The following is a 10,481-nucleotide window of genomic DNA, read 5'->3' on the forward strand; positions in this document are numbered from 1 at the left end:
AATCGCTTTCCAAAAAGTATTCATAGTAGGAGTTTGACAGTTTTCGGAGATGTCTTCTGGTGTTGGGAAAATACCAGCAAACTTCTGCTGCTTGTTGTTTTAGGATTTGTTCAGTTTTTTCACTACGAATATCTGTAATAAATTTTAGCTGGTTTGTATCTTCTAGAAAACCACGAAATACTACAGTGCGATTTGCAGGAAGACCATTTTCTCGCACCGTTGCAAGTTGTACATAGCGGGAATAAACAAGACTGTGGTTTTTGTGTAGTGCGCGAGTAATAAGACTTCGCCAAGGTGCTATGGACATTATTATTACTGTGATATTTTTGTAATTTAATTTTGATTTATTAGCTCTATAATTATAATTTAAAATCTACTATTTTTGAGATCCCCGACTTCTATCAATATTGAATAAATCATTGAATTATCTTTAAAATTCGGGGATCTGAACAGTAATAAATTAATCTTGCACTTGACTTAACCAACTTTGTAAATCTTGTAAACTGGTAAAGTCTAACAACGCTTCACCAAGATTTTCTAAATTGCTCAAAGATAACTGAGCAATATTATTTTTTGCTTCCTCCGGTAAATCTCCTAAACGTCTAGTTAACTGTCGAATAACTAAATTTAAAGCACTTTCTTTAAGTCCTTCTTGTCTTCCTTCTTGTCTTCCTTCTTGTTTAATTTCTTGATAAGCACGACTTCTTTCTAATGAAATTCCTAACATGACTTGAACCTCCCGCAAAGTCAGATTTTCAAACCTGTACATCATGATTGTAGTAATCATCTCTAAAATCATCTCATTTGATGATGATTCTTGATTACTTTTTGTTAACAAATACCTGGCTGCTGCTGGTGCTTGACTTTCCTTTAAAGTCGTCAGTACCATTAATCCTACCCATATAGGTAATTGTTGAATATCTCCCAACTCATCTAAATATATTCTATGCACTTGATCGCCGTTAAGCAAAGAACGATGAGGAGAAATATCACTTTGTTCTATATTCTGAGATGGATATATTATAACCGCTTGCCAGTCACTAAATCTATGACGGTTACGGTAGAAATATAAGTGAGATTCCGCAAATAATCGTTCATACAGTTGTTCATCTTTTTGAAACTGCACTTCACTAAAATAAACTGTACCTTTGGTTTCACTTTCTGGAGGTAAAAAAACGCCATCAATTTCAAATTTAGGTTCTTTCACCGCTACAGAATCAAATTTATATAATTCTGCATTTTGGGGTGGGTTTTCCAATAATTGAAATAACACAAATGGATATTGTTGGAAGAGTTTATAAAAAATAGAGTCTCTACGCATTAATTAAATTCCCGATTTGTTTTGTTAATGAAGGCAGGATTCCGTTTTGGTAACAATTAAATATAAAACTGTTGCATATTATATCATTATACAAAATATTTTATCTGCGTTTATCTGCGTTTAATTATGAATTTTTGTACCTCACTTGAATGGGAATTTCTAGATTACACATATAAGCTATTTCAGAAAAACTGAACGATAAAACTTCGAGACTTTACAACCCTGGCATATAGTCAGGGTTTTGTACTGAAATTAAAATATAGTTACAATTAATACTAAATAAGACATAGCGCAAAGTTGTAAATTTATCAATCTTCCATCCTCTAACTACTTGGCGTTATAGTCTTAGTTCGTAATTAATTCAGCAAGAAAACCGAACTATGGTTGAACTATGGTTCAAGAACTGGAACGTAAACGTCAGAGTGCATCTTTTCCCGAATCTTCGCCAGCAGCCAATCCTGGGTTTTTTAGAACTTACAGCCGCCGTACAGAGGCTCTTTTAAGAGAAAGTTTTGATCAGGTGTGCGATAGCGAAGCACGATTTCGGAATCGCACTTGACAAAGTTTAGTTAAATAAACACCCCAATTTAAGGATAAAAAATGGATAGCGATGAAAAATCAGCCTTGATTTCCGAACTTTCCCAACTTGGCATTAAGCATACTCCTGAAAAAATAGTAAAGATTGCTAAACAAGCAGATGGCAAAATCATATTTTTAGAAGAAGGAAAACCTGGAAAAACAGGAAGCGGATTATTACACATTTTAGACAGACATCAAGAAGACTTCGCCAAACGTGGAATCTCTGAAGATGAAATCGCCGATGTTGTTATAGCTGCTGTAGCCAGTGGAATTTTTCTTGGTTATCAAGGAACAGTAGAACCTCGAAGAGAAATATATGAAGTAAATTTTAATGGAAAAAAGCAGTATATAGCAGTGACGGTAGGCGATAATGGTTATATAGTTGGAGCTAATCCAGCCTCATTACCATAATTCCACCGTAGTAGCTATGGCAATAAAAATTAAACTAATGGCTGATTATGGGTGCGACCCTTTATGGTGGGCAGATGCTGATAAAGTTGGTAACATTGACCCAGCAAGACTTCCCCTCAGACAAGAAACCATTAAACATTTGAGAAAATGGGCAACTGCTTATAGTGCCACATTAAATTGGCAAGATCCTGGTAATTCACCAGATTTGAGTCCAGAAGCAGAAGCAGCCTTTGAACAAGAAGGAATTAGTCTGTGGAAGCAACTGCAAAAAGAACTTGCACCTAATTATGAAGTTATCTATTTCAGTGAGCAATTACGTAAAGTTGTAACAGATATCAATGAATTAGAATCTTTACTAGCTATAAATGCTTAGTAGTACGATGTATAAGCTTTTTTGATAAAAATGATAGATAAAACCTTTATGATCTATAACCCTGGCACACAGTCAGGGTTTTATACTGAGGCTAAAATATAGTTATAATTTACACAAACTAAGACATAGCGCAAAGTGGTAAATTTATCAATCTTCCATCCTCTAACTACTTGGCGTTATAGTCTTAATTTGTTAGTCAGCAACAAGACCTTATTATGGTTCAAGAACTGGAACGTAAACGTCAGAGTGCATCTTTTCCCGAATCTGCCCCAGCAGCCAATCCTGTGTTTTTTAGAACTTACAGCCGCCGTACAGAGGCAGGTTTAAGGGAGAGTTATGATCAGGTGTGCGATCGCACTCTTAAAGGCTTAGTCGAACTAGGAAAACTCACCCGTGAAGAAGCTGCCATTTTAGATAAGATGCAGCGTAACATGAAAGCCCTTCCCAGTGGGCGTTGGATGTGGGTTGGTGGCACAAATTGGTTAACCAAACCCAAAAACTTCTCCGGCGCTTATAACTGCACCTCTACTAACCTAGTAGATTGGAGTGCTTTTGGCTTAATGATGGATCTAGCCATGATGGGCTGTGGCACGGGAGCCATCATTGAACCACAATATATTAATCAACTGCCTCCTATCCGTAATCGCCTAAATATCACTGTCATAGGTGAAATTGGCAGCACTCCTCAAGAACAGCGTCGTGAATATACACAAACCCATATAGAAGCTAACACCGCGACTATCCACGTTGGAGACAGTAGGGAAGGTTGGGTAAAATCCTATCAAACCCTTTTAGAACTCTCCACCGATAACCGCTTTCAAGGTGACGTGGAAGTAATTGTAGATATTAGCGACGTGCGTCAATCTGGGGAAACCCTCAAAGGCTTTGGCGGTATGGCTAATCCTGTAAAATTACCTGGATTGTATCAGCGTTGTGCCTCTATTCTCAATAAGGCTGTAGGCAGACAATTAAACTCAGTTGAATGCTGTTTATTAATTGACGAAGCAGCGGTAACAATTGTTGCTGGTAATATACGTAGAAGCGCGGGGATTCGTCAGTTTGTTTCTGAAGATGAACAGGGCGCGGCTGCTAAAGATAACTTATGGCAACAAAACACAGAAGGCAACTGGCATATAGATCCAGAGCGCGATTCTCTGAGAATGGCCAACCATACCAGAGTATTTCATCGCAAACCCACTCTAGAAGAATCCATTGCGGCTGTACGTAAACAATATTACAGCGGTGAAGGGGCAATTCAATGGGCTGGTGAAGCTGTCGCTAGAGCTAATGCTGATTTACTAAATACACCAGAACTGAAAAAAGACTTTTTGCAAGCTTATGATCAGGGAAAAGCTAACAAATGGATAGAAGAACATCACCCAGGTATTAATGCTCAAGAATTAGAGCATCGTTTGGGTAGATATGGTTTAAACCCGTGTGGTACTTTTTAATACTTGCTTCACGTAAAAAATCTGGCAAAATCGGTGAAGGCTGAGATGCTAATACCGAGGTAATTGCAGGAAATAAAGAGCCTGTAACACTGTAGAGAGTAGAAGTTGAACCTCTTAGGAGAATAAAAAACTTCCACGAGTGCCGGACTACAGGAAACTGTAGAAAATGTACTCCGAGCTAGTGTGAATAAGAAGCACTAGAACTAGAGGATAAAGAGCCTTTAGGATAACAAAACTGGAAATTATTGGTGCTAACTTCCATTGTGTCAGTGGTGATACTCTGCTCATTACTAAAGATGGAATGCACAAAATTGAGGATGTTGTCGATTCTGAAGTTGAAATTTGGAACGGTAAAAACTGGAGCCAAGTCCAACCATTTAAAACCGGTGCTTCTCGTATTCTCTATCGCGTGCGCTTTGGAGATGGTTCTTATGTAGATGCAACTGAATATCATCGCTTTTTTGTTAAAGATAGATTTGGGCAAGTCTATCAAGAAGTACAAACAAAAGATTTGATGGATACTAGTCGATATGCTATTCATACTGAACCTTTTACTATTCAGTACGAAGATGGATTAAATATCGATCTAAGTTATGCCTACACTTTAGGAGTAGCTGTAGGAGATGGCACAACCGATAAAAAAGATAACGCCAAAGTTAGGTTGTATGAAAAGAAAGCTGTTTTAAATCTCTCAGGAAATAAATCTCCTATCAGAGATTATGACTACTTACCCACTTTTACAGATGTTACAGATTTAGGTTTTTCGGGAGAATTTCTCAAAAGCCTAAAAACAAATTCAGCAGCACTGAACGGTATTGCTAGTTGGAACCGTCAAGCAATTCTGCACTTTATCGCTGGTTTAGCAGACACAGACGGCTCAAATACAAAGAACAACGGGATCAGAATATATATCTCTGACTATGATCGAGCATACCGAGTGCAGTTACTACTAACTAAATGCGGTATTCGTTCATCTGTAAATCTTTGCGCTCATAAAGGGGCAGTCACTAATTATGGAATCAGAAGTAGAGATTTATACTACTTGCAAATAACTGACTGTGGCGAGATTCCTTGTCAACGTTTAGATGTAAGTAAAGGTACAGACGCTAAATGTAAAGGTAAATGGCAAGTTGTGAAAAGTGTTGAACAACTACCAGGATTACATGATACTTACTGCTTCAATGAGCCGGAATATCATAAAGGTGTTTTTGGTAATACTTTAACTGGAAACTGTAATCTTTCGGAGGTACACTTAAACCAACTTGATCCCGACAACTACAAAGAACAAGAAGAAGCATTTACCGCAGGTGCTTTGTCAGTGGCCGCGCTGTTAAATCACCAATTCCTCGAACCCCGCTATCAATACAGCCGGGAATTAGATCCTATTGTTGGTGTTTCCTTCACTGGTTTATTTGACTTCTTTGTTCATGCTTTTGGGACAGATTGGTTACGCTGGTGGGAAGCAGGAAGACCAGAAACCCCCGCAGGACTGGTTTTCAAACGCGGCGAACAAAAATATCTCAGCTTCTGGAAAGATGTAGTTCATAAAGTTGTGTGGGAATATTGCGATCGCCATAACATTAAACGTCCCAATCGTTGTACTACGGTTCAGCCAGCCGGCACCAAATCCCTCTTAACAGGAGCGTCTCCCGGATGGCATCCTCCCAAAGCCCAAAGATTCATTCGTCGGATCACCTTCCGCAAAAATGACCCCGTAGCCCTAGCTTGCATAGACTATGGTTACAACGTCATACCTTCCCAATCTGACAAAGACGAAAACGGCAACTTACTAAATGACCCATTTGATTACCGTTGTACAGAATGGTTAGTAGAAATACCCGTCGCTGTATCTTGGGCAGATTTACCCGGTGCTGATGTAATTGATGTGTCTAAGTTCTCCGCCTTAGCCCAATTAGATTTTGTCATGCAAGTACAGAAATTTTACACAGCACATAACACAAGTGCCACCATAGAACTGCGTTCTGAGGAAGTAGAAACCTTAGGAACACGCATCTATGAAGCCATTCAAAACGATGAAGGGTACATTTCTGCGGCTTTATTAGCACGATTTGATGATTTACAATCATTCCCTCGTTTACCCTTTGAACCCATAGACAAAGGTACATATCAATACTTGTCTCAAGAAGTCAAAGCACGAAGACAAACAGATGATTTTTGTGCGGCTTTAAGTCGTTACGATTTAGGAGAATTAACAGACGCAGGCCCCAGCGGTTGTGACTCTGATAAATGTATGTTTCCTGATCAACAACCAACTTCATAGGGATTGGGAAGATAGGGAAGAAAAATCATCTCCCTTATCTCCTTACCTATGAAATCATTTTCCAAGTTACGATTGATTAAGAAATAGTAATTTTTACAGCAATACCAGGAGACATTTAAATGTTCATAGATGAATTGTCCCCCATCTTTAAACAAGCTACCCAGCACCCAGTCTCATTTTTTGGTGGGTTATTCTCTGGAGTGCTGCGACTTAACCTCACAGATGATCCTGTTAAAACTTGGCTAGACCAACATATTAGTTCCAGCGGTTCCACTACTTCTGGGCTTCAGAATGGTAAAGCCTCTGGCCCTCAACAAATTTCAATTGATTAACCTTTTCTTAACCGTTAACTGTTAAACGTTAACGGTTAATATAGCAGTTGCCATTTTAATCAAGCAGGTTTGAAACCATAGCAATACCGTCAAGCAATTAACTAAGTATCTTTAGTAAAGAACAAGACGAATCATTTGAACTTCAGGGAATGGTAAACAAGACATTTGCAACCGAGCAATGGTTTCACTCTCAGTATTTCCCGATAATGAATTAATGAATAAAAACTGATATGAATTAAGCAAAATGTAACCAAAAGCCTGATTATTGTGTAGCAATAATTCATGAATTACTGCTACTTTCGTTATGTTTTGCCTAAGTCCTGATTTCAATTCTTTAGTTTATCTAAAATCAATCTTTAGTTATCAAAATACCTTTCTAAGATAGAGGTAGCGACCAAAAATCGCCATTGAGAAAACTAACCCAGAAGCAAAACGCTAGGGAATAACAAAAATGGCTCAAACCTCTGAATCTTTAGATTTGTCCGTCAACTACGCTACAGATAAAGCCCTAGATCGTGATTGTACAACCTTATCCCGTCATGTACTCCAGCAATTGCAAAGTTTTTCCGCAGACGCACAGGATTTAAGTGCGTTGATGAATCGTATTGCATTGGCTGGTAAACTTGTGGCGCGTCGCATGAGTAATGCTGGCTTAATGGAAGGCGTTCTGGGATTTACTGGAGAAGTTAACGTCCAGGGAGAATCTGTTAAAAAATTGGATGTCTACGCCAACGACGTATTTATCTCAGTGTTTAAGCAAAGTGGCTTAGTTTGTCGCCTTGCTTCCGAGGAAATGGAAAATCCCTACTATATTCCAGAAAACTGTCCTATTGGTCGTTATACCTTGCTGTATGACCCAATTGACGGCTCATCTAATACGGATACTAATCTTAGCTTAGGTTCGATTTTCTCCATCCGTCAACAGGAAGGAAACGATAGCGATGGTAAAGCCACTGACCTGTTGACTAACGGACACAAACAAATTGCCGCTGGATACATACTGTACGGGCCAAGTACAATGCTGGTCTATACTATAGGTAAGGGTGTTCATTCCTTTACCCTTGATCCCAGTTTAGGGGAATTTATTCTGACAGAAGAAAATATCAAAATTCCTGACCACGGTTCTGTTTACAGCGTTAATGAAGGGAACTTCTGGCAGTGGGATGAATCCATTAGAGAATACATTCGCTATGTTCATCGCACTGAAGGTTATACCGCTCGTTACAGTGGTGCGATGGTGAGTGATATTCATAGAATTTTAGTTCAAGGTGGTGTGTTTCTGTATCCAGGCACACTGCAAAAACCAGAAGGTAAGTTGCGCCTACTTTATGAATCTGCGCCTTTAGCATTTGTGATTGAACAAGCTGGAGGTAGAGCAACTACAGGATTAGTGGAGATTGTGGACGTAGTTCCGAAAAAACTACATCAACGTACTCCTCTAATTATTGGTAGTAAAAAAGATGTGGCTAAAGTCGAGTCTTTTATTCAAAATGGTCATTAGAGGCAGTTTAAAAAGTGTCTAGTACAGCACGGTGTCAATAAACCAACCATTCTCAATCTCCGACAATCCTATGCTGTCTTCGTTTTGACTTTTGACTTCCGCCCTGCGGTACTAGGATAGACCAGTAATGAAACTCAAAATTGGCAGTTAGGGATGGGAATGTAGGACTAGCAATGTTTGTTTGTGAATTTAAAGATTCATCTCAGTTGGTTAATGCCAAATATAAAAGCTGCCATCAACTGAGGAACTTTCTCAACTTCACCAAGAACACTGTTAACTAGGAGTTAAAAAATAGTTATGGCAACCAATCATTTATTAGAGATTAAACAATACGGTCAGAGTATCTGGATGGATAATTTGAGCCGGGACATAGCGATCGCAAATGCCAAGATAGTCTACCAAGAATACAAGAAAATCACCATCACTAATGCTTGGCAAGCCCTAATGGACGAACTACTCGTTGAAGGTATTGACAAATTTGTCCAGCCCTTCCAGTCACTAATGAACTCTTTAGAAGGCAAAATCAAGCTATTGTCACCAGTATAGAGGTTTGGTAATTGGAGATGTCTAATAGGAATATTACCAATCACCAATTACCTCCCTCCCCAATCCAAAATCCAAAATCTAAAATCCTAAATTGTTATGGTCAGTTTGCTAGAAAATCCCCTACGCGTTGGTCTACAACAGCAAGGGATGCCCGAACCCCAAATTATAGTTATCTTTGGCGCTTCTGGAGATCTTACCTGGCGCAAACTAGTACCAGCACTGTACAAATTACGTAGAGAAAGACGTATTCCCCCAGAAACCACCATTGTCGGTGTAGCACGTCGAGAATGGAGCCATGAATACTTCCGTGAACAAATGCAGAAGGGCATGGAAGAAGCTCATAGCAGTGTCGAATTAGGGGAACTCTGGCAAGACTTCTCCCAAGGTCTGTTCTACTGTCCTGGTAACATAGACGACCCAGAAAGCTACCAAAAACTAAAAACCTTATTAACTGAATTAGACGAAAAACGGGGAACACGGGGCAACCGGATGTTCTACCTTTCCGTTGCACCCAACTTCTTCCCCGAAGCTATTAGGCAACTAGGCAGCGGAGGAATGCTAGAAGATCCCTACAAACATCGTTTGGTGATTGAAAAACCCTTTGGACGAGATTTATCCTCCGCCCAAAGTCTCAACCAAATAGTGCAGAAATATTGCAAAGAAAACCAAGTCTACCGCATTGACCACTACTTAGGTAAAGAAACCGTTCAAAACTTGCTGGTATTCCGTTTTGCCAATGCCATTTTTGAACCTTTGTGGAATCGCCAATTTGTTGACCATGTACAAATTACCGTAGCCGAAACCGTCGGCGTAGAAGACCGGGCTGGCTACTATGAAAGCGCTGGCGCACTGCGAGATATGTTGCAAAATCACTTAATGCAACTTTACTGCTTGACAGCAATGGAAGCACCCAACGCTATGGATGCTGACAGTATTCGCACAGAAAAAGTTAAAGTACTACAGGCTACTCGTCTAGCTGATATTCATAATCTGTCACGTTCGGCAATTCGTGGGCAGTATAGCGCTGGCTGGATGAAAGGACAACCAGTACCAGGATATCGCGACGAGCCAGGAGTTAATCCTGACTCCACCACACCCACCTATGTAGCCATGAAGTTTCTAGTAGATAACTGGCGCTGGAAAGGTGTTCCTTTTTACCTCAGAACTGGAAAGCGGATGCCGAAAAAGGTCAGTGAAATTGCTATCCACTTCCGCGAAGTTCCTTCCAGAATGTTTACCTCTGCTGCCCAACAGACCAACGCCAACATTCTGACGATGCGAATTCAACCAAATGAAGGAATTTCCTTGCGGTTTGACGTGAAAATGCCAGGGGCGGAATTCCGTACTCGTGCCGTTGACATGGACTTTAGTTACGGTTCCTTTGGTATTCAAGCTACTTCTGATGCCTATGACCGCCTATTCCTTGATTGTATGATGGGCGACCAAACACTCTTCACACGGGCAGACGAAGTGGAAGCAGCTTGGCAAGTAGTCACACCAGCACTTTCCGTTTGGGACGCACCCGCAGATCCTCTCACTGTTCCTCAATACGAAGCCGGTACTTGGGAACCAGCAGAAGCAGAATTCTTAATTAACCAAGATGGTCGCCGTTGGCGCAGACTCTAAATATTTAGGTAATGGGTAATGGGTAATGGGTAATGGGTAATGGGTAATGGGTAATGGGTA

Annotated in this window: 9 protein-coding genes and 2 pseudogenes; 9 read left to right on the forward strand and 2 right to left on the reverse strand. The window is 40.0% G+C overall.

What is annotated here, in order from left to right:
• Both VB713_RS27830 and VB713_RS27835 read right to left on the reverse strand, forming a co-directional pair.
• A partial coding sequence (locus VB713_RS27830; RefSeq protein WP_323314722.1) for a pyridoxamine 5'-phosphate oxidase family protein occupies window positions 1-307 on the reverse strand: 307 nt, incomplete at its 3' end.
• Between the two features lie 153 nt (window positions 308-460).
• Window positions 461-1,321, reverse strand: coding sequence for an Rpn family recombination-promoting nuclease/putative transposase (locus tag VB713_RS27835; RefSeq protein WP_323314723.1), 861 nt, complete (start codon window positions 1,319-1,321; stop codon window positions 461-463).
• Window positions 1,322-1,712: 391 nt separating this feature from the next.
• On the opposite strand from VB713_RS27835, the gene VB713_RS27840 reads away from it, so the two are divergent.
• From VB713_RS27840 to zwf, 9 genes and pseudogenes are all read left to right on the forward strand, one after another.
• Window positions 1,713-1,880, forward strand: a complete 168-nt coding sequence (locus VB713_RS27840) for a hypothetical protein (protein ID WP_323314724.1) — start codon at window positions 1,713-1,715, stop codon at window positions 1,878-1,880.
• Between the two features lie 41 nt (window positions 1,881-1,921).
• A complete protein-coding gene (locus VB713_RS27845) occupies window positions 1,922-2,311 on the forward strand; it encodes a hypothetical protein (protein WP_323314725.1) in 390 nt (129 codons plus the stop codon).
• A 16-nt stretch (window positions 2,312-2,327) separates the two neighbouring features.
• Window positions 2,328-2,684 carry a hypothetical protein gene (locus VB713_RS27850; RefSeq protein ID WP_323314726.1) on the forward strand — a complete coding sequence of 119 codons (357 nt, stop codon included), beginning with the start codon at window positions 2,328-2,330 and terminating at the stop codon, window positions 2,682-2,684.
• A gap of 215 nt (window positions 2,685-2,899) precedes the next feature.
• Window positions 2,900-4,126, forward strand: a pseudogene (nrdJ, locus tag VB713_RS27855) (ribonucleoside-triphosphate reductase, adenosylcobalamin-dependent); the annotation flags it as partial.
• 247 nt (window positions 4,127-4,373) lie between these two features.
• A pseudogene (gene nrdJ / locus VB713_RS27860) lies at window positions 4,374-6,416 on the forward strand (ribonucleoside-triphosphate reductase, adenosylcobalamin-dependent); the annotation flags it as partial.
• Window positions 6,417-6,535: 119 nt separating this feature from the next.
• Entirely contained in the window at window positions 6,536-6,748 is a 213-nt protein-coding gene (locus VB713_RS27865; RefSeq protein ID WP_323314727.1) for a hypothetical protein, read from the forward strand.
• Between the two features lie 451 nt (window positions 6,749-7,199).
• A complete protein-coding gene (gene fbp / locus VB713_RS27870) occupies window positions 7,200-8,249 on the forward strand; it encodes a class 1 fructose-bisphosphatase (protein WP_323314728.1) in 1,050 nt (349 codons plus the stop codon).
• A 297-nt stretch (window positions 8,250-8,546) separates the two neighbouring features.
• Window positions 8,547-8,795 (forward strand): hypothetical protein, encoded by a 249-nt coding sequence (locus VB713_RS27875; RefSeq protein ID WP_416242491.1) that lies wholly within the window; start codon window positions 8,547-8,549, stop codon window positions 8,793-8,795.
• A gap of 96 nt (window positions 8,796-8,891) precedes the next feature.
• Entirely contained in the window at window positions 8,892-10,421 is a 1,530-nt protein-coding gene (zwf, locus tag VB713_RS27880; protein WP_323314729.1) for a glucose-6-phosphate dehydrogenase, read from the forward strand.
• Window positions 10,422-10,481: the final 60 nt, after the last annotated feature.

Origin of the sequence: Anabaena cylindrica UHCC 0172, from assembly GCF_034931625.1 — a bacterium.
GTDB lineage: Bacteria > Cyanobacteriota > Cyanobacteriia > Cyanobacteriales > Nostocaceae > Anabaena > Anabaena cylindrica_A.

Bases quoted from the DNA above. Each gene is read 5' to 3' on its own strand.
- VB713_RS27835 (WP_323314723.1), bottom strand. From the start codon at position 1,321: ATGCGTAGAGACTCTATTTTTTATAAACTCTTCCAACAATATCCATTT.
- VB713_RS27840 (WP_323314724.1), top strand. From the start codon at position 1,713: ATGGTTCAAGAACTGGAACGTAAACGTCAGAGTGCATCTTTTCCCGAA.
- VB713_RS27845 (WP_323314725.1), top strand. From the start codon at position 1,922: ATGGATAGCGATGAAAAATCAGCCTTGATTTCCGAACTTTCCCAACTT.
- VB713_RS27850 (WP_323314726.1), top strand. From the start codon at position 2,328: ATGGCAATAAAAATTAAACTAATGGCTGATTATGGGTGCGACCCTTTA.
- VB713_RS27865 (WP_323314727.1), top strand. From the start codon at position 6,536: ATGTTCATAGATGAATTGTCCCCCATCTTTAAACAAGCTACCCAGCAC.
- fbp (WP_323314728.1), top strand. From the start codon at position 7,200: ATGGCTCAAACCTCTGAATCTTTAGATTTGTCCGTCAACTACGCTACA.
- VB713_RS27875 (WP_416242491.1), top strand. From the start codon at position 8,547: ATGGCAACCAATCATTTATTAGAGATTAAACAATACGGTCAGAGTATC.
- zwf (WP_323314729.1), top strand. From the start codon at position 8,892: ATGGTCAGTTTGCTAGAAAATCCCCTACGCGTTGGTCTACAACAGCAA.